The following is a 19,558-nucleotide window of genomic DNA, read 5'->3' on the forward strand; positions in this document are numbered from 1 at the left end:
AACTAAATTATTTTTCTAACCAAATATTCGATTGGTGAAAGATAATTTAGTATTTTTCTTGGTCTTTGGTTTAAAGACAATATAAATTTATGAACTGCATTTTTAGTAGTATTTGAAAAATTAAATTTTTTAGGAAATTTTTCTCTAATTAAACCATTAGTATTTTCATTAGTACCTCTTTGTCAAGGCGAATACGCATTAGCAAAATAAATTTTCACATTTAAATTTTTTTCAAGTTGTTGTCAATTAGAAAATTCTTTACCCCTATCAAATGTTATAGTCTTAACAAGATTATTTGGAAGAATTGATAAATAATGGCTAATGTTTTCGTTAACAACTTTAGTAGTTCTATTTTCAACTAACATTGCTAAAGTAAATCTTGATGTTCTTTCAACTAAAGTTATTAAACATGATTTACTTTTACCTCGTGATGATACTACAGTATCACCTTCTCAATGACCAACAGTTATACGATTATTAACATTAATATTTCGTTCTTTAATTGATTTACCATTAAATTTACCGCGATTTTCTTGAGATTTTCGTTTCTTACCTTTTCTTCTTAAATTTTTATTAGTAACTTTTTCAAGTAATCCAGAATAAATTCAATTGTAAATTGTTTTAAAACTAATAATTCATTCTTTATGAAAATTTTTAATTCTGCCATAAATTTGTTCAGGCGATCAACCTAATAGTAATTTTTGTTGTACATATTTTACTAATTCTCTATTTTTAAACTTATGAAAATAAACATGTGATTGTTTTCTGTTTTCTGCTTTATTTTGTGCAATTAATGAAAAATAATGATTACTATCTTTATTTCTATTGACTTCTCGAATAATAGTACTAATACTTCGATTAAGATTTTTAGCTATTTCACTAATTTTTACTTTAAACTTCAATTGATTCTCAATATAAATTCTTTCATATATGCCAAGATGTTTGTAACCCATATAAAAACTCCTTGCTTTGTTTTTTCTAAAATAAACTTAGCATCATGAAATTTTTATATGAGATTTTTTGCAATTTTATTTACTTGCACTTACAAGTATAATTGAGCTAATAAATAAGTAATGCAAGAAGTCTAATAAGTAAAATCACTAGTACTAATGGTATTTTCATTGGATGCTATTAAATTATTAATGATGTATCGTTTATTTAAACGATACATTTTTATTCTCAAAATAAAAAATTGTAATATATGTTATAATTATTTGTGAAAATAATATATAAAACACTTGGTACATAACTATAACATTTTGCACCTACCAAACTATAAAATTCACTTTCATCTTTATATTTATCTAATATTTGTGCTTCATCTAGAAAATAATATTATCAAAATAGTAGATAAAATTGAGGGTTATGTACCAAGTCTAAAATTAGAAAAGATAAATTGGTGTTATGATGAAAATTAAGTTAGTTGCTTTAGATTTGGATAAAACATTATTGAAAAATCATTTTGAGTTACATCCAGAAAATATTGTTGCTGTGAAGCAAGCTCAAGAACTTGGTGTTAAAGTAATTATTGTTACAGGGCGATCACCGCAATCTAGTTATAAATTTGCTCGCGAGTTAGGTTTATATGAAACTAGTGAGCATATGGTATGTTTTAATGGTGCCTATGTTATTAATTTAAGAACTGGTGAATTATTAGTTGATAAAGAAATAGCATCAGGTACTATTAAGCAAATTATTAATTTAGCTAAAAATTATAAAGTTGCTTTTTGAGGTTATAGTGTTGATGGTAATATTGGTTATATTTTAAAGAAAACTTTTAAAATTTGGTTAATTCAAAAATTAAATCGTCGTAAAATTGTTAAAGTTAATGAAAATTCTGATGTTAGAATGTATAAAATTTTATTATTAGGTAGGAGTAAAAGAATTAATAGTTTAGCGCTAGAATTAGAAAAGTTACAAATTGCTGAAATTGTGGTTTCTGATAAGGGAAAATCTAGGATGATTGAGGTTAATGAATTGAATATTAGTAAAGCAAGTGGTGTTAAACATTTAGCTAAGATGTGAAATATTAACCGTGAAGAAGTTATGGCGATTGGTGATGGGATGAATGATTATAAATTAGTTGAATGAGCTGGTTATGGAATTGCAATGAAAGATAGTGAAAAACCATTATTAGCAATTGCTAACGATATTACTGATACTTATAATAATGGTGGCGTTAGTAAAGCAATTCATAAATATATATTAGATGTTAACTAAGATGTTATAAAAACTCTTAGTTTTTTTAATAAAATAGTTGTACACTTTTTTTATTTTGCTAAACTTAGTTTAAGTATTAAGAGTAATGAAAAATAAACTATATTTTGAGGTGAGTAAAATGAGTGGTTGTTTTGCGAAAATTTTTTTAGCATTTCTCCTATGTTCAACAGGTATTGTTACTAGTATTAATAGTTTGGGACTAACTGATATTAATGAAGAAATTGTGTTAAAACCAAATACAGTAATTCTTGAATTTAAGGAGCCAATTGATAAAAAAATTAAGCAATTAGATTTTTTACTATCAGAGAAACTTACTGTGCCTTTAATGTCAATTGTTTATGAAGAAACAATTAAAGTAAGAGAACTAAAGTTAATTTGATTTGATAATTCTTTATTTGCTAAAGAAAATATTAATTATATGTTAGATAACCTTGTGTAATATACCACAGACTTATGACAAGCACAAGCAGTTTTTTAAAAAGGGTCGCGTTTAGTTTTCTTAGGTATTGCTTTGAAGAAGTAAAACAATCAGCTAATTATATTATTTAATTACTAAACTAACCCTGCCTTTCTTGTTATTGTCATTTTTATTCGTCATCATTTTATCATATTATTGAATTTTTACACAATAAAAAATTATTAATGCCAAATTGTAAAGTTAAGTGCAACTAAATTATTTTTCTAACCAAATATTCGATTGGTGAAAGATAATTTAGTATTTTTCTTGGTCTTTGGTTTAAAGACAATATAAATTTATGAACTGCATTTTTAGTAGTATTTGAAAAATTAAATTTTTTAGGAAATTTTTCTCTAATTAAACCATTAGTATTTTCATTAGTACCTCTTTGTCAAGGCGAATACGCATTAGCAAAATAAATTTTCACATTTAAATTTTTTTCAAGTTGTTGTCAATTAGAAAATTCTTTACCCCTATCAAATGTTATAGTCTTAACAAGATTATTTGGAAGAATTGATAAATAATGGCTAATGTTTTCGTTAACAACTTTAGTAGTTCTATTTTCAACTAACATTGCTAAAGTAAATCTTGATGTTCTTTCAACTAAAGTTATTAAACATGATTTACTTTTACCTCGTGATGATACTACAGTATCACCTTCTCAATGACCAACAGTTATACGATTATTAACATTAATATTTCGTTCTTTAATTGATTTACCATTAAATTTACCGCGATTTTCTTGAGATTTTCGTTTCTTACCTTTTCTTCTTAAATTTTTATTAGTAACTTTTTCAAGTAATCCAGAATAAATTCAATTGTAAATTGTTTTAAAACTAATAATTCATTCTTTATGAAAATTTTTAATTCTGCCATAAATTTGTTCAGGCGATCAACCTAATAGTAATTTTTGTTGTACATATTTTACTAATTCTCTATTTTTAAACTTATGAAAATAAACATGTGATTGTTTTCTGTTTTCTGCTTTATTTTGTGCAATTAATAGACTTCTTGCATTACTTATTTATTAAACAAAATTCCTATAAAATATATTTAAAATAGAAATTATAAGGAATTTAAGATTATGAAATTTGATAAATTTAATTTTATTAATGATAAAGAATTATTACGATTAACTGGAATAAAGCAAAGTACTTTTAATAAAATGTTAAATATTTTAAAAGAAGCTGAGTTAAAAAAGTTTAAAAGAGGTGGTAAAAATAATAAATTATCATTAGAAAATAGATTATTGATGACTTTATCATATTGACGAGAATATCGTACTTATTTTCATCTTGGTAAAAGTTTTGATATTAGTGAAGCTAGTTGTTATCGAAATATCAAGTGAATTGAAGATATTTTAATCAAACATCCTGATTTTCAACAACTTGCTGGTAAAAAAGCATTAATAAATGATTATTTTAATGATAAAACAATTATTATTGATGCTACAGAAACACCCATTCAACGCCCAAAAAAGACAAAAACAATCTTATTCAGGAAAAAAGAAAAAACACACTATTAAAACACAAGTAATTATTGAAAAAGAAAGCAAAATAATTATTGCAACAAATTTTTCTCTCGGCAAAAAGCATGATTTTTGTTTATTTAAAGAATCAAAAATCCCAATTTTAAAAAATACTAAATTAATAGTTGATAATGGTTATCAAGGAATACAAAAAATTCATAGTAATGTTCTAATACCTAAGAAAAAAACAAAGAAAAACCCTTTAAATAAAGAACAAAAACATAATAATAAATTAATTTCAAAAATGAGAATTATTATTGAAAATATTTTTGCTATTCTTAAAAAATTTAAAATTATTACTGAAAAATATCGTAATCGTAGAAAACGATTTAGTTTAAGATTTAATTTAATTGCTTCAATTTATAATTTGCAATTATAGATAACATAAAATATTTATTTAAAATTAAATTTAAATAATAAAATAATTTTTTGTTGTGTCAAAATTTACACATTTAATAAAATCCATAAGTATTAACCTAATAAAAGTTAGAAATTACTATATAGTATTTTTTATTTACAAATAATTTGTAATTATTTTAATAAGTAATGCAAGAAGTCTAATATTATTTTTGAAAATCGCAAAGTAACACTAAATAGTTGAATTAAATTATATAAGGATGGAAATCATCAAGAATTAATCAAAAACAGTCGTAATGTTGCTAAAAATGAATTAAATAAAGATATTAAAACAAATTTAAGAAAAACGAGTAATTATTTTAAAAACAATAAGCATGGTATTCATTATCAAAATTTAAAATGAAATATCGGTTGTAGCATCGAAAGTGATGTGTCACATTTGGTAAAACAACAATTAGGATATGGGGCGAAAATATATAATCATAAGAATTTAAATAACTTATTACATTTAAGAATGGCAAATTTAAACAAATTAAATGTATTACATTATATTAATGAAAATATTAATTCAGAAATAGAAATCAGAAAAGAAATATATAAAAATTCATTATGAAATAGACTTCTTGCATTACTTATTTATTAAACAAAATTCCTATAAAATATATTTAAAATAGAAATTATAAGGAATTTAAGATTATGAAATTTGATAAATTTAATTTTATTAATGATAAAGAATTATTACGATTAACTGGAATAAAGCAAAGTACTTTTAATAAAATGTTAAATATTTTAAAAGAAGCTGAGTTAAAAAAGTTTAAAAGAGGTGGTAAAAATAATAAATTATCATTAGAAAATAGATTATTGATGACTTTATCATATTGACGAGAATATCGTACTTATTTTCATCTTGGTAAAAGTTTTGATATTAGTGAAGCTAGTTGTTATCGAAATATCAAGTGAATTGAAGATATTTTAATCAAACATCCTGATTTTCAACAACTTGCTGGTAAAAAAGCATTAATAAATGATTATTTTAATGATAAAACAATTATTATTGATGCTACAGAAACACCCATTCAACGCCCAAAAAAATACAAAAACAATCTTATTCAGGAAAAAAGAAAAAACACACTATTAAAACACAAGTAATTATTGAAAAAGAAAGCAAAATAATTATTGCAACAAATTTTTCTCTCGGTAAAAAGCATGATTTTTGTTTATTTAAAGAATCAAAAATCCCAATTTTAAAAAATACTAAATTAATAGTTGATAATGGTTATCAAGGAATACAAAAAATTCATAGTAATGTTCTAATACCTAAGAAAAAAACAAAGAAAAACCCTTTAAATAAAGAACAAAAACATAATAATAAATTAATTTCAAAAATGAGAATTATTATTGAAAATATTTTTGCTATTCTTAAAAAATTTAAAATTATTACTGAAAAATATCGTAATCGTAGAAAACGATTTAGTTTAAGATTTAATTTAATTGCTTCAATTTATAATTTGCAATTATAGATAACATAAAATATTTATTTAAAATTAAATTTAAATAATAAAATAATTTTTTGTTGTGTCAAAATTTACACATTTAATAAAATCCATAAGTATTAACCTAATAAAAGTTAGAAATTACTATATAGTATTTTTTATTTACAAATAATTTGTAATTATTTTAATAAGTAATGCAAGAAGTCTAATAAATATAATAATAAAAATGATGATAGTTGAATTAATTATAAAGGTAATGCTGTAACAAATAAATATAATAGATTTAATTAAGTAAAAATATTAGTTAAAATTTAATAAAATTAATAATTTTTCATTGTGTAAAAATTCAATAATATGATAAAATGATGACGAATAAAAATGACAATAATAAGAAAGGTAAGGTTAGTTTAGTAATTAAATAATATAATTAGCTGATTGTTTTACTTCTTCAAAGCAATACCTAAGAAAACTAAACGCGACCATGAAAGTGAATTTTATAGTTTGGTAGGTGCAAAATGTTATAGTTATGTACCAAGTCTATTAGAAGATTTGGATTACGATTTAACTTAATTTCAGGAATATATAATTTTGAATTAAGCTAGTTATAGTTATGTACCAAGTCTAATTTAAAAAACTAAAATTATTATTATCTGGTAAGAAAAGGCAACATTCATTAAAATCGCAAATAATTATTGATTTATTTAACAATAAAATTATTTCAGTAGATTTTTGTTATGGCAGTATTCATGATTATAAGTTATTTTTAAAATCAAATACACTTATAAATCCAAAATTAGAATTAATTACTGATTCAGGATATCAAGGTTTGTAAAATGTTCATAAAAATACATTATTGCCAATTAAAAAGAGTAAAAATAATCCTTTAAATCCAGATAAAAAGGAATATAATAGCTTTTTAAGTAAAGTTAGAATTGCCATTGAACATGTTTTTGCTAGATTAAAAAGATTTAAAATACTAGTTTATCGTTATCGCAATAAGATTAGAAGATTTGAATTACGATTTAACTTAATTTCAGGAATATATAATTTTGAATTAAGCTAGTTATAGTTATGTACCAAGTCTATTATCATTCCTTATATCTAATAACCACCTAAACCGGCACTTATTATCCGAGTATAGGAATCAGTAATATCTTTAATAAATTTATTTTGAAAACCAGCATCAGCAATTTGAATATCAGTAACTCACTTACCATTAATAAAATTAGCAACTGGTAAATAAATACTATCAACAGTTTTATATTCATCATTAACAATATCTTGTGTCGCTTTAAACAAAGGCGTATTATAACCAAATTCTAAAGATAACTTCGTTTGTACTTTATCTTGTAAAACAAATTGCAAAAACTTATACGCTAAATCTTTATTAGTACTATGTTTAGTAATCATCGCAACATCAGCTCAAACATTTGTTCCTTGCGGTGTTAAAACATCCATATTAGAGATTCCTGTTGTTGAATCAATCTTTGGAATTGCTTTTCGCGGTCTAACACTTTTAAAATTACGATCACGAATATTTTGATTTTTATCATAAAACGAAGCGACAGCATCACCATTATACATTACAGCAATATCAAACAAACGACTAGAATTCGAATCATATGGTGCTGAAAGACTATTAACAATTTCATCACTTTGTAAAGTAACATTATTCTTGTAATCAACAATTAATTCCTTTAATAATTTTGTTGCAAATTCAACATCTTCTTTTCTCTCAGGATTAACTGTTTGATTAATTCTTTGAAATGCTAAACCATATAAACTACGAAAATCACTTAATGCAAAAACATTTTTGCCTTCTCGGGCAGCTTGTCATATTAATTCTCATGATACTGTTGTCGGATTTAAATATTCTTCTTTTTTTTCATCATTAGTAGTTAAAATTTCAACACCTTTTTTAATTAATCAGTTTTTAGTTTCTGGTTTTTCAAAGTTCAATAACATTGTTAAATCACCTCAAAAATAAGGGACAGCATAATCACTTAATAATCCCTTTTCTGTTTTATAACCAGGAACAGAAATTACTTTTTTAATTCCACAATCAAGATAAGTTCATAAACTATCTGCTGACTTTGTACCATCTAAATCTGAACAACTATTACCACTAGAAACCTGAGCATTGCCAATTGGCATTAAGCGACTTCAATCCAATTTTTCAACCTTATCTTCAACAATAAGTCTTGAAGCTATATAATCAGAAGGAACAATAACATCATAATCAGTAGTAAACATTTTATTATATAAAACTTCATTCTTATCATAAGTTTCTACTTTCATCTTAATGTTATATGCTGTTTCAAATCTTTCCACAACCGAACTATTAATATATTCTCCTCAAATTCCTAATTTAAAATCATAAAGATTATTTTGCACATAAACAAATGTTAAAGCTCCTAATGATGTAAAACTTAATGCCACAATAATAATTGCTCGTCAAGGTCAACAAATTAATCAATAATATTTCTCTCTTCTTTTTTCACTAATTCGTTCTTGTCGTTTATCGCGACGAATAATTTGTGCTTTTTTAGATTTAATTCATAACTTTTCTTTATCTACTTTAATTTCTAAATGAAAAATTTTTCGTTTTAATTTTAAAATATTAAGATTTTTTACAAGATTAAGATTATTTAACTGCAAATATAACTGCAATAGTTTTCTTTCACTATTAATAATAATTTTAGCTCGATATTTTTCTGTTAAAATTTTATGATTTCGTGACTTAATCTGGGTATTAACAATGGTATAACAATTCCAACTTAAAACTAAAATCGCAACAATTAAAATTAATATTGTACCAAAAGCATTAACAACCGGCGTTAATCGTTTTAAAGTATAAATATATGTGGCAACATTAGTTACATTGCCACCAGTAAAATAAGAAATAATAAAATCATCAAACGACATGGCAAAAGAAATAACACTAGCAGCAATAATAGCTGGTCAAATTAAAGGTAAAATAACTTTTCTTAAAGTATATCTCGGACTAGCACCTAAATCCAACGATGCTTCAATAATTGATGGGTGAACTCTTCTTAATCGTGGTAAAACCGTAATAATTACATAAGGAATATTAAAAGAAATATGCCCTAAAATTAAACTAAAAAGACCAAAGTTAAAACCTAAAGCGATAAATAACATCATTAACGATACCGCAGTAACAACATCAGCATTAATTAAAGGAATATTAGAAATATTTAATGTTAACGATTGCGTTACTTTTTTAGCTTTACTAATACCAATGGCAGCTAAAGTTCCAATAATAACTGAAACAATTGTTGAAATAACTGCTACTAACAAACTAGAAATAATTGATTCAACAAACAATCGATCTTGAAAAAACTTTTCATATCAAGTTAATGAAAAATTACCATTAAAATGTGTTAAACTTCGCTCATCATTAAAAGAATAAAAAATTAAAATACTAATTGGAACATAAATAAATAATAATACTAAAAGTAAATAAGAACTTTTAAAGATTTTTTTAATCATTATTTCGTCCTACCTTACCATAAATTCTTTTGCCTAATAAGCGCAACACAATAACTAATAATAAAATTATAAATCCTAAAAATACTGAAATTGCAGCTGCTAAACCAAAATTAGCACCTTGAAAAAAATATGCTTCAATAATAGAAGATATTAAAGTAATTTTTTCTTGTCCCATATACTTAACAACAATTAAACTTGTTGCCGCTTGTAATAACATAAAAATAATTCCGGTAATAATTCCTGGCATTGAATAACGAAAAGTAATTCTTCAAAATGTTTGATAAGGACTAGCACCTAAATCTTTGCTCGCTTCAATTCAACTACGATCCATTTTATCCAAACTATTAAATATAGGAATAATAACAAAAGGAATAAACATATAAATCATTCCAATAACGATTGCTATTGGTGTTCCTAATAAATGCACATTAGTTATTCTTTCAATTAAATCAAACATTGTTTTTAAACCAATAGTTTTTACTAACATATTAATTCAAATTGGTAATGTTACTAATATTCAAATATTTTTTGATACTAATTTTGACTTTGAAAAGGCCATTAAATATGCTACTGGATAACCAATAAGAATGGCAAAAAATGTCGCAACAGTTGCATATAATAGTGAACGACCTAATGATGCTAAAAATGATTGCTCATAAAAAAAACTTTTAAAATTATTTATTGTAAAATCAAAAATTAAAACATCATTAGTAGGACTAATTAGCGAATATAGTAAGAGAATAAAAAGTGGTGCAACAATTAATAATATCATTAAAATAACATAAGGAATCATTAATGGAACTCAACTATTATTATTTTTTTTAATAAAACGATTTTCCTTAATATTTTGTAAATTCTTTTTAAAATTTTCTTGTAATCATTGAAAACGAATTTTGACATTATGTGTTATCCGACTAAAAAAGTTATTTTTATCTTTATTTTTTTTCATCTTATTCAACCTCTTTTCACATTACATGAATGTCTTCTACTGACCACCTAACACCAACTTTTTTACCAACAATAACTGTATCTGTTGAATGCACAAGAAAACTTAGTCTTCGAGTTACAATAACAATTTCTCAATAAACACCTTTAAAAGTTACACTCTTAACGGTACCACGAAAATATCCACTCTTTTCACCAACAATATCAATATCTTCCGGACGAATTACAATATCAATATTAGTTTCATTAGTACCATATCCTTTATCTAAACAACGAAAATCACGACCATCAAAATGAACTAAATTATCATGAACAAATACTGCATTTTCAATAATATTTGATGCTCCAACAAATTTAGCTGTTCATTTATTTTCTGGTTCATTATAAATATTTTCTGGACTTCCTACTTGTTGAATTTGTCCTTCATTCATAACAACAATCCGATCAGACATTGTAAATGCTTCTTCTTGATCATGAGTTACTAAAATAAAAGTAATATCTAAATCATTTTGTAATCGTTTTAATTCTAACTGCATTTGTTGTCTTAATTTTAAATCTAAAGCTGCTAATGGTTCATCTAATAATAAAACTTTAGGTTTATTAACTAATGCTCTCGCAATTGCTACGCGTTGTTTTTGACCACCAGATAATTCATCAATATCTTTATCTTGAAAACCAACTAAATTAACTAATTCCAATGCTTCTAAAACTGCCTTTTTAATAACATCAATTTTTAATTTTTTAATTTTTAAACCATAAGCAACATTTTCATAAACATTCAAATGTGGAAATAACGCATAATTTTGAAAAATTGTATTAATTTTGCGTTTATGAATTGGTACCCGAAGCATATTCTGACTTTCAAAAAGAATTTCACCACTATTAGGGTCATCAAAACCACCAATAATTCTTAAAGTAGTAGTTTTTCCACAACCACTTGGTCCCAATAAAGTAATAAATTCACCAGCTTTAATATTTAAACTAATTCCCTTTAAAACTACTTCACCAGAAAAATCTTTCGTAATATTTCGTAATTCTAAAATATTAGGTTTAATTACTGTATCAATCATTTTTTCAACACTCCTAAATAGTAAATATCTTTTTAAAACCTTGGTGGTGTTGTAATTCAAAGAACTTTACTGTCACCATTTAACATATTATTTTTTAAATAATGTTCTTCATTAACTTCTAAATGAAAAGCATCGCCAGTATTGGCAGTAATCTGTTTATTGCCAACAATAACAGCGACCCGACCAGTTAAAACTAATCCAAACACTTCGCCAACAAAAGGATTAATTTTTGGCGAACTTTTTCCTGCTTTTAATGTTATTAAAATTGGTTCCATATTATGAGCTTGACTCGTAGCAATAAGTCACTTAATATGATAATCCGCTTCTTCTAAAATTGACATCGCATCACTAGAAAACACATAACTTTTATTTTTTTCATCATCTTTAAAAAATTCACTTAAAGAACAATCCAATACCGAAATAATATCTTGTAATGTTTCAATACTTGGTGATGTTAAATCTCGTTCCAATTGACTAATAAACCCCTTAGTTAACTCACATCGTTGTGCTAATTCATCAATTGTTAAATCTTGTTTTAATCGTAATGCTTTAATTTTCTTACCAATATCCATAAAACACCACCATTTTTTGTTTAGTATTAGTAAACATTAAGTTTAATTACAAAACGATTATATACGATTTTATAGTGATGTCAATTAAATTAACAAAGAAAAACTAAGAATTATCTAAAAATCCTTAGTTTATTTTTATTTATTTTAAATGATTAAAATCACTGTAAATATTTCTACAAATCGTAATTTTTCTTATTTCCTAATCATCAGAAAACTGCTTTAGTTGCAATGAATCAATTCCAATATTAGCACCACTATCCAGCAACAATTTAATGAATTCAATGTCACGATTTCATAATGCATAATAAAGTGGCGTACAATCATTATTATCTTGCATATTTACATCCCACACCCCGCTCCAACAATAATTGAACAATTTCTAAATTAGACTTTTTAATTGCTAAAATAAGCGATGACCAGCCACCATCCAGTAACAATTCAATAAGTTCAATATTTTCAACTTTTATGGCATAAAAAATTGGCGACTCGCCTTTATGACTTTTCATATTAATATTAATACCATTATTAAGTAATAATTTAATTGCTTCAATAGACTTGGTACATAACTATAACATTTTGCACCTACCAAACTATAAAATTCACTTTCATCTTTATATTTATCTAATATTTGTGCTTCATCTAGAAAATAATATTATCAAAATAGTAGATAAAATTGAGAGTTATGTACCAAGTCTATTGAGTTTTTCTTTTATTTCTAACTAATTGCACTGCCGTTTTCTCGTTGTTAATGTTTGGTGGAATAGTAAAAATGTTATTGAAACTAATAGTTAGCACGGTAAATATTTTCATAAACATTTTTATCACTCCTTTTAAAATATTTTATTTCTCGTTGTTCTTTTTTCTTTAATTTTTTTAATAAGTCACTCAATACCACAATTTATAATTACATGTAGAAACCATATACATATGACAAGATTTTGGTTTCTACAAACTTGCTGTTAATTAATAGACTTCTTGCATTACTTATTAAAATAATTACAAATTATTTGTAAATAAAAAATACTATATAGTAATTTCTAACTTTTATTAGGTTAATACTTATGGATTTTATTAAATGTGTAAATTTTGACACAACAAAAAATTATTTATTTAAATTTAATTTTAAATAAATATTTTATGTTATCTATAATTGCAAATTATAAATTGAAGCAATTAAATTAAATCTTAAACTAAATCGTTTTCTACGATTACGATATTTTTCAGTAATAATTTTAAATTTTTTAAGAATAGCAAAAATATTTTCAATAATAATTCTCATTTTTGAAATTAATTTATTATTATGTTTTTGTTCTTTATTTAAAGGGTTTTTCTTTGTTTTTTTCTTAGGTATTAGAACATTACTATGAATTTTTTGTATTCCTTGATAACCATTATCAACTATTAATTTAGTATTTTTTAAAATTGGGATTTTTGATTCTTTAAATAAACAAAAATCATGCTTTTTACCGAGAGAAAAATTTGTTGCAATAATTATTTTGCTTTCTTTTTCAATAATTACTTGTGTTTTAATAGTGTGTTTTTTCTTTTTTCCTGAATAAGATTGTTTTTGTCTTTTTTTGGGCGTTGAATGGGTGTTTCTGTAGCATCAATAATAATTGTTTTATCATTAAAATAATCATTTATTAATGCTTTTTTACCAGCAAGTTGTTGAAAATCAGGATGTTTGATTAAAATATCTTCAATTCACTTGATATTTCGATAACAACTAGCTTCACTAATATCAAAACTTTTACCAAGATGAAAATAAGTACGATATTCTCGTCAATATGATAAAGTCATCAATAATCTATTTTCTAATGATAATTTATTATTTTTACCACCTCTTTTAAACTTTTTTAACTCAGCTTCTTTTAAAATATTTAACATTTTATTAAAAGTACTTTGCTTTATTCCAGTTAATCGTAATAATTCTTTATCATTAATAAAATTAAATTTATCAAATTTCATAATCTTAAATTCCTTATAATTTCTATTTTAAATATATTTTATAGGAATTTTGTTTAATAAATAAGTAATGCAAGAAGTCTAATAAATAAATACGAGCTCATTTATTTATTACAAGAAATATAAGGTTAAATTAATATTTATTATTTTTAGTTATGCCTTGTATTTTTTTGTGCCTTGTTGTTGATAAACTAAGTTTTTTAGTAAACGAAGTTTACTAACAAGTTATGTTAATTTAGTTTAAAGAAAGAGTTTAAAGAGAAATATATTGAACTAAGTTAAAAGACTAAGTTAAATATAACTAAGTTAATATAACTAAATATTGTAAGGGTGGTATGTATATGAGAAATATTGAAAATATTTTTTTAAATACTGAAAAATATCTTTTGAAAGAAACGCAAAATGCAGTACTTATTAAAGCACCAGCAATTCCCTGATTGTATGAATCTACTGGTATTTGGTTTTCAAAACGATTTGTTTATAAAGGAAAATATGAGAATTCTATTTGTATCGGAATAATTAAAGATGGTGAGTATCAGTTGGTTTTAGTTAATAATAAGAAAGGTCAAGAATCTAGTTTGATTTTAGGTCATGAGTTGTTAGGTTTTTTTGTTGCGGAGAAAGAGATTGCTAAAAAGGATGTAAGTTTTAATTATTTTAAAAATTCATTTTAAAGGTGTTTTAAGGCATTTTAAGAATAGAGGTAAAGAAAAATATAGTTTAAAAAAATTTAGGTTGGTTTTTAAGGTGTTTAAACGGTGCGGAAAGCGTATGCTCCGCCCGTTAATTATCAATGTTAGTTTGAGTTATTTAACTAAGTTATTGCATTTTTTGATTTAATGTAGTAAAAAAATTAATTTTGGAGTTTTAGAAATGAAAATGTGAGTTAGTGTGGATGAGCCTGGCAAAGATTATTGTCAAGAGTTTATATATTAGACTTGGTACATAACTATAACATTTTATGCCGACTAAACTATAAAATTCATTTTTATCTTTGTATTTATCTAACATTTGTATTTCATCTAAAAAATAATTATCAAAATAGTAGATAAAATTAAAGGTTATGTACCAAGTCTATTCTATTAATAAAAAAACCGGATTAGAACAAAAAATTTGAGCGTCTAAATCTGCAGTTGATTCTGTTAGAACTGATTTAGTTGGTGATAATTGACTTTGTTTTGATTTTGTTGAACATAATTGTTTAAAAAAATAAATTAATTAGAAAATTAAGGAGAAAAGAAAGATGAGTATATTTGGATTAGTGTTTTTTACGATTTTAACATTATTACTAGCATATTATATTGCTGTTAATATTTATCGGTTTTTTAAAGATAAAAAGAAATATGGTAGTGAAGCAAAACAGCTACCAAAAGATTTTACTTATTCACAACGAATATTTATTGCAAAGTTTAAACGAAATTTGTTAGAACAAGATGAAAAAGAAATTAAAAAGTAGGTTTAGAAAATGTTTAAAAAAATAATTATCGAGTTAATTGAATTAATTTATCCAACTACCGATTTACCGCCCCAAGTTGTATTTTTGTTTTCAATTTTAATAATTGTAATGCTCTTCTCGGCAATTATTTTTCTACTATTTTGACCTTTTAAGCGGTAATTATTATGTTTTTAGTTGCTTGAAAAGATTTAGATTGAGAAATGACAAAATTGTATTTTTGAGATTTGTTTATTCAAATTACAACTATTCCGGCGTGGGTTTCTGGTAAAGAAATTGATTTAATCAAAGAACCACTTTGACTTTTAATAGCAAATATTGCCTTTTGAATGGTGTTAGTATTCATTGTCTTATTTATGGTTATTTTATTTTATAAGGTTAAATCATATTTTGTTTAGAAAGGGGGTGATTATATGATTGGAACTTTCTTAGTAGAAGCGACCACGCCTGTGGCTGTCACTGGTGAACAAGCGGTTACTAACTTATGAAAAGCGTTAATTGGAGCCTTTGGTCACATTTGAACCGATATTATTGGTGGTAATATGCCTAATGTTGTTAATTTTTTTGCTACATATTGAGTTTTCTTGCTTGGAGTAATTATTGGTTTATTTTTAATTGCTTTCAAAATGTTTGAAAAATTAATGCCCGGCAGATAGTAATAAAAATAAAGAAAGTGTGATTTAAATGATGCTATTGTTTAAGAAAATAAATTTAAGATTATATGATTTTGTCGCTTTAAATCGCACTTTATTTATTATTGCGTGATTCTATGGTGCGATTTTGTATTATTATAATCCTCAAAGTTGACGAATGTTATTTGATATTATTTATTTATTAATTGCTTTGTATGTTTTATATACTAAAATTTCTCATTTTTTTGCTCGCCGTAGTTTTATTAATTTCTTATTAAATTCACCCTTAAATTTAGTAATTGGTGCCTTAGGAACTGGGAAAACCGCTTTAATGGTTTTAGCTTCTTACTTATTAAGTGGTTGAAAAACGATTTCTACTTTTCCGATTACGGATAAACAAATGCTTTCATTAGGGCATATGTCTTTATTAGATTATAATTATCCGATATTAGAAGAAAAGCATTTGCTGTTATGAGATGAAACTAACTTATTTTTAGAAGGAACTGACTATAAAGAAAATGATAGGGTAACCCAAGGGTTACAAGAATATTTCGCTTCGGCTCGCCAATTTACCCACATCGTATTAGCAAGCGGACAACGAGCCGAACATATATGAGTTAAAGTTCGTGATATTGCGAATTCAATAATTGTTGGCATTAGAAAAAAACCGGTTAGTATCTTTCGTCCTTATTTACAAGTTATTTATGGCACTTTTAAATCGGTGAGCGAATACGAACAATGACGATTAACTTTAATTAATGCTAAAAATGATAAAAAAGGTCGCAAAATCAAGTATCGTAGCATTCCGGAATTAGACATTTATTTCTTTAAATTGAAAATTCCGATGTCAATCTTAAATCTTTACGATAATAAATATTTATCATTCTTGCGTGAATTAAGTAATCGTGCTTTGAATGATAAATATCAACATAAATTTTGAAATGATAATGTAATGGATATTGAAGCATTAGAATATTTAAAAATGGAAAAATTCAGCAAGATACTTACTAAGTTAAAAAATAATCTGAAGAAGAAAAACAAGTAAAGGGGTTTAAAAAATGGAAAACTTAGAAAAAATGGCCAGCTTGATTGGCGATATGTTTTATAAAGTTTTTGATTTAATTTGAATTTTAACCATTCCTGGAACAGATATTCGCATTATTATTTTTCCGCTAATTATGCTTGTGATAAATCTTGTAATTGGTGGCATTTTAGGTATTCATATTGAACGACCAAAAGTTGGTTTTCATAAAAAATATCGAAAATCAGTTGCTAATTGAGGAACTAAAAAACAATCATCTAGTGGTCCAATTAAGAAATTTAGTGGTAATAGTCCTAAAAACAGACCGTGAGTTGACCAACACGGACGGCGAATAAAAAGGTAGGTTTAGAAAATGTTTAAATTAATAATATTATTTATTCTTGTTGCTGTTTTTTCTATTTTTGCTTTAAACGACTTTTTAGGTTTATGAGCCTATGTGCGTGAGGGTTTAGAATATTTTAATAAAGTTCTATCAAGTAATATTAAAATTTTAGATTTGTTTAAACCAATGATAAGGTTATTTTCCCAACATCCGATTTTCCAAATTTTAGGAACGATTTGTATTTTATCAACCATATATTTAATTTTAAGGAGTTAAAAAATGAAAAAGTTAAAGAAAATATTAAGTATTAAATGATTTAAAAGCATTTTAGGTTTTATGCGTTTTTTTATTATATTTCATACTGTTATGGTTATAATTTGAGTATTTTTAACAAGAATTCGAACTAACACAGTTGAGTTTTTTAAAGATTTTATATTGTTTGATTTTCAAAATGTATTTTTTAAAGTGTATTTTTGATTATTAATGGTTTATTTGTTAATGACAGTTGTTAAGTTAATTATTAAGCGTTTTTATTTTAATAAAGTAGTTAGAAAACATCAAAAAGAAGTTATTAATATTTCTGAATGTCCATTATATTATGAATATAAATTTTCTCATGCTTTTAAAGCAATAAAAGAGAGTTTTAAGTCGTGAAGAGATGAATAAGATTATTTCTTGATTTATTATAATGTTTATTGGTTTAGTTCCTCTAGGTGCCTTCTTTGATACAAAACAACCACCTAAACCTAATATGGAACAATTTTTTATGAAACGAGAAAAACGAGCTACAAATCCCAGTCAATGTGGTAATAGTTGTAATTTTGAGTTTTCTGAAATTTTGAATAGTAGTTTTACTCCTTCAACTTATAATTTAAAAGACGGATGATTAGATGTTGCTTTTGTTAAAAATCAATTACCTAATGATTTGGGCCCTGTTGGTAATTATATTTATTGGTCTATCGTAAAAACTGTTCGTGATTTTTATGAAAAAAATTTTACTAGTATTGAACATAATAGACTTCTTGCATTACTTATTTATTAAACAAAATTCCTATAAAATATATTTAAAATAGAAATTATAAGGAATTTAAGATTATGAAATTTGATAAATTTAATTTTATTAATGATAAAGAATTATTACGATTAACTGGAATAAAGCAAAGTACTTTTAATAAAATGTTAAATATTTTAAAAGAAGCTGAGTTAAAAAAGTTTAAAAGAGGTGGTAAAAATAATAAATTATCATTAGAAAATAGATTATTGATGACTTTATCATATTGACGAGAATATCGTACTTATTTTCATCTTGGTAAAAGTTTTGATATTAGTGAAGCTAGTTGTTATCGAAATATCAAGTGAATTGAAGATATTTTAATCAAACATCCTGATTTTCAACAACTTGCTGGTAAAAAAGCATTAATAAATGATTATTTTAATGATAAAACAATTATTATTGATGCTACAGAAACACCCATTCAACGCCCAAAAAAAGACAAAAACAATCTTATTCAGGAAAAAAGAAAAAACACACTATTAAAACACAAGTAATTATTGAAAAAGAAAGCAAAATAATTATTGCAATAAATTTTTCTCTCGGTAAAAAGCATGATTTTTGTTTATTTAAAGAATCAAAAATCCCAATTTTAAAAAATACTAAATTAATAGTTGATAATGGTTATCAAGGAATACAAAAAATTCATAGTAATGTTCTAATACCTAAGAAAAAAACAAAGAAAAACCCTTTAAATAAAGAACAAAAACATAATAATAAATTAATTTCAAAAATGAGAATTATTATTGAAAATATTTTTGCTATTCTTAAAAAATTTAAAATTATTACTGAAAAATATCGTAATCGTAGAAAACGATTTAGTTTAAGATTTAATTTAATTGCTTCAATAGACTTCTTGCATAACCTAGTTAATTGTTATCAAAATTATTTTAGATTTTAGAAAAATGTTTATTTTAAAGTGGTTAAATTTAAAATTTTTA

The 19,558-nt window shown here is 24.3% G+C and carries 26 protein-coding genes and 1 pseudogene; 17 read left to right on the forward strand and 10 right to left on the reverse strand.

What is annotated here, in order from left to right; genetic code table 4:
• Positions 1–2: 2 nt before the first annotated feature.
• The gene (locus tag AAHJ00_RS01180; protein WP_342223478.1) at positions 3–953 is read right to left on the reverse strand and encodes an IS30 family transposase; all 951 of its coding nucleotides are present in this window, start codon (positions 951–953) and stop codon (positions 3–5) included.
• Between the two features lie 451 nt (positions 954–1,404).
• Here AAHJ00_RS01180 and AAHJ00_RS01185 point away from each other — a divergent pair, with 451 nt between their 5' ends.
• Entirely contained in the window at positions 1,405–2,220 is an 816-nt protein-coding gene (locus AAHJ00_RS01185; protein ID WP_342224214.1) for an HAD family hydrolase, read from the forward strand.
• A gap of 85 nt (positions 2,221–2,305) precedes the next feature.
• The gene (locus AAHJ00_RS01190; RefSeq protein WP_342224215.1) at positions 2,306–2,659 is read left to right on the forward strand and encodes a hypothetical protein; all 354 of its coding nucleotides are present in this window, start codon (positions 2,306–2,308) and stop codon (positions 2,657–2,659) included.
• A gap of 229 nt (positions 2,660–2,888) precedes the next feature.
• Here AAHJ00_RS01190 and AAHJ00_RS01195 read toward each other — a convergent pair whose 3' ends face one another.
• Complete coding sequence (locus AAHJ00_RS01195) at positions 2,889–3,701, reverse strand: IS30 family transposase (protein WP_342224594.1); 813 nt, start codon at positions 3,699–3,701, stop codon at positions 2,889–2,891.
• Between the two features lie 60 nt (positions 3,702–3,761).
• On the opposite strand from AAHJ00_RS01195, the gene AAHJ00_RS01200 reads away from it, so the two are divergent.
• The 4 genes and pseudogenes from AAHJ00_RS01200 to AAHJ00_RS01215 all read left to right on the forward strand — a co-directional run bounded on the left by AAHJ00_RS01200 (position 3,762) and on the right by AAHJ00_RS01215 (position 7,118).
• Positions 3,762–4,584, forward strand: a protein-coding gene (locus AAHJ00_RS01200) for an IS5 family transposase (RefSeq protein ID WP_342223496.1) whose coding sequence is annotated in 2 segments (ribosomal slippage) — positions 3,762–4,159 and positions 4,158–4,584 — 825 coding nt in all. Because the reading frame shifts where the segments join, the coding sequence is not laid out codon by codon here.
• 417 nt (positions 4,585–5,001) lie between these two features.
• A complete protein-coding gene (locus AAHJ00_RS01205; RefSeq protein ID WP_342224216.1) occupies positions 5,002–5,205 on the forward strand; it encodes a hypothetical protein in 204 nt (67 codons plus the stop codon).
• 53 nt (positions 5,206–5,258) lie between these two features.
• A protein-coding gene (locus tag AAHJ00_RS01210; RefSeq protein WP_342224217.1) for an IS5 family transposase occupies positions 5,259–6,082 on the forward strand; the annotation gives its coding sequence in 2 pieces (ribosomal slippage) (positions 5,259–5,655 and positions 5,655–6,082; 825 coding nt in all).
• 670 nt (positions 6,083–6,752) lie between these two features.
• Positions 6,753–7,118, forward strand: a pseudogene (locus tag AAHJ00_RS01215) (transposase family protein).
• A gap of 38 nt (positions 7,119–7,156) precedes the next feature.
• On the opposite strand, the gene AAHJ00_RS01220 reads toward AAHJ00_RS01215, so the two are convergent.
• The 8 genes from AAHJ00_RS01220 to AAHJ00_RS01250 form a co-directional block, all read right to left on the reverse strand.
• Positions 7,157–9,565: an extracellular solute-binding protein gene (locus AAHJ00_RS01220; RefSeq protein WP_342224218.1), complete on the reverse strand. Its 2,409-nt coding sequence runs from the start codon at positions 9,563–9,565 to the stop codon at positions 7,157–7,159.
• Positions 9,558–10,514, reverse strand: a complete 957-nt coding sequence (gene potB / locus AAHJ00_RS01225; RefSeq protein ID WP_342224219.1) for a spermidine/putrescine ABC transporter permease — start codon at positions 10,512–10,514, stop codon at positions 9,558–9,560. The genes AAHJ00_RS01220 and potB overlap by 8 nt, the downstream gene beginning before the upstream one ends.
• Before the next feature lies 1 nt (position 10,515).
• The gene (gene potA, locus AAHJ00_RS01230; protein ID WP_425288875.1) at positions 10,516–11,565 is read right to left on the reverse strand and encodes a spermidine/putrescine ABC transporter ATP-binding protein; all 1,050 of its coding nucleotides are present in this window, start codon (positions 11,563–11,565) and stop codon (positions 10,516–10,518) included.
• A 47-nt stretch (positions 11,566–11,612) separates the two neighbouring features.
• Positions 11,613–12,152 (reverse strand): helix-turn-helix domain-containing protein, encoded by a 540-nt coding sequence (locus tag AAHJ00_RS01235; RefSeq protein ID WP_342224221.1) that lies wholly within the window; start codon positions 12,150–12,152, stop codon positions 11,613–11,615.
• A 199-nt stretch (positions 12,153–12,351) separates the two neighbouring features.
• The gene (locus AAHJ00_RS07880; protein WP_425288862.1) at positions 12,352–12,489 is read right to left on the reverse strand and encodes an ankyrin repeat domain-containing protein; all 138 of its coding nucleotides are present in this window, start codon (positions 12,487–12,489) and stop codon (positions 12,352–12,354) included.
• A complete protein-coding gene (locus AAHJ00_RS01240; RefSeq protein WP_342224222.1) occupies positions 12,479–12,658 on the reverse strand; it encodes an ankyrin repeat domain-containing protein in 180 nt (59 codons plus the stop codon). The genes AAHJ00_RS07880 and AAHJ00_RS01240 overlap by 11 nt, the downstream gene beginning before the upstream one ends.
• Positions 12,659–12,845: 187 nt before the next feature.
• A complete protein-coding gene (locus AAHJ00_RS01245; protein WP_342224223.1) occupies positions 12,846–12,968 on the reverse strand; it encodes a hypothetical protein in 123 nt (40 codons plus the stop codon).
• A 328-nt stretch (positions 12,969–13,296) separates the two neighbouring features.
• A protein-coding gene (locus tag AAHJ00_RS01250) for an IS5 family transposase (RefSeq protein WP_342223477.1) occupies positions 13,297–14,120 on the reverse strand; the annotation gives its coding sequence in 2 pieces (ribosomal slippage) (positions 13,297–13,724 and positions 13,724–14,120; 825 coding nt in all).
• A gap of 338 nt (positions 14,121–14,458) precedes the next feature.
• On the opposite strand from AAHJ00_RS01250, the gene AAHJ00_RS01255 reads away from it, so the two are divergent.
• The 11 genes from AAHJ00_RS01255 (at position 14,459) to AAHJ00_RS01305 (ending at position 19,518) form a co-directional block, all read left to right on the forward strand.
• Positions 14,459–14,791 carry a hypothetical protein gene (locus AAHJ00_RS01255; RefSeq protein ID WP_342223612.1) on the forward strand — a complete coding sequence of 111 codons (333 nt, stop codon included), beginning with the start codon at positions 14,459–14,461 and terminating at the stop codon, positions 14,789–14,791.
• Between the two features lie 389 nt (positions 14,792–15,180).
• Positions 15,181–15,330, forward strand: a complete 150-nt coding sequence (locus AAHJ00_RS01260; RefSeq protein ID WP_342223611.1) for a hypothetical protein — start codon at positions 15,181–15,183, stop codon at positions 15,328–15,330.
• Positions 15,331–15,360: 30 nt separating this feature from the next.
• Entirely contained in the window at positions 15,361–15,573 is a 213-nt protein-coding gene (locus tag AAHJ00_RS01265) for a hypothetical protein (RefSeq protein WP_215825617.1), read from the forward strand.
• Positions 15,574–15,737: 164 nt separating this feature from the next.
• Entirely contained in the window at positions 15,738–15,968 is a 231-nt protein-coding gene (locus AAHJ00_RS01270; RefSeq protein WP_342224224.1) for a hypothetical protein, read from the forward strand.
• Between the two features lie 15 nt (positions 15,969–15,983).
• Complete coding sequence (locus tag AAHJ00_RS01275; RefSeq protein WP_342224225.1) at positions 15,984–16,226, forward strand: hypothetical protein; 243 nt, start codon at positions 15,984–15,986, stop codon at positions 16,224–16,226.
• A gap of 31 nt (positions 16,227–16,257) precedes the next feature.
• Complete coding sequence (locus tag AAHJ00_RS01280) at positions 16,258–17,247, forward strand: hypothetical protein (RefSeq protein WP_342224226.1); 990 nt, start codon at positions 16,258–16,260, stop codon at positions 17,245–17,247.
• Between the two features lie 13 nt (positions 17,248–17,260).
• A complete protein-coding gene (locus tag AAHJ00_RS01285; RefSeq protein ID WP_342224227.1) occupies positions 17,261–17,587 on the forward strand; it encodes a hypothetical protein in 327 nt (108 codons plus the stop codon).
• Between the two features lie 9 nt (positions 17,588–17,596).
• Positions 17,597–17,842, forward strand: coding sequence for a hypothetical protein (locus AAHJ00_RS01290; RefSeq protein WP_338968823.1), 246 nt, complete (start codon positions 17,597–17,599; stop codon positions 17,840–17,842).
• A gap of 222 nt (positions 17,843–18,064) precedes the next feature.
• Entirely contained in the window at positions 18,065–18,232 is a 168-nt protein-coding gene (locus AAHJ00_RS01295; protein WP_342224228.1) for a hypothetical protein, read from the forward strand.
• Positions 18,225–18,608 carry a hypothetical protein gene (locus AAHJ00_RS01300; protein ID WP_342224229.1) on the forward strand — a complete coding sequence of 128 codons (384 nt, stop codon included), beginning with the start codon at positions 18,225–18,227 and terminating at the stop codon, positions 18,606–18,608. Before AAHJ00_RS01295 ends, AAHJ00_RS01300 begins: the two co-directional genes overlap by 8 nt.
• Before the next feature lie 53 nt (positions 18,609–18,661).
• A protein-coding gene (locus AAHJ00_RS01305) for an IS5 family transposase (protein WP_342224230.1) occupies positions 18,662–19,518 on the forward strand; the annotation gives its coding sequence in 2 pieces (ribosomal slippage) (positions 18,662–19,058 and positions 19,058–19,518; 858 coding nt in all).
• The last annotated feature ends 40 nt before the right edge of the window (positions 19,519–19,558 follow it).

Source organism: Spiroplasma endosymbiont of Asaphidion curtum (genome assembly GCF_964031085.1).
GTDB lineage: Bacteria > Bacillota_I > Bacilli_A > Mycoplasmatales > Nriv7 > Nriv7.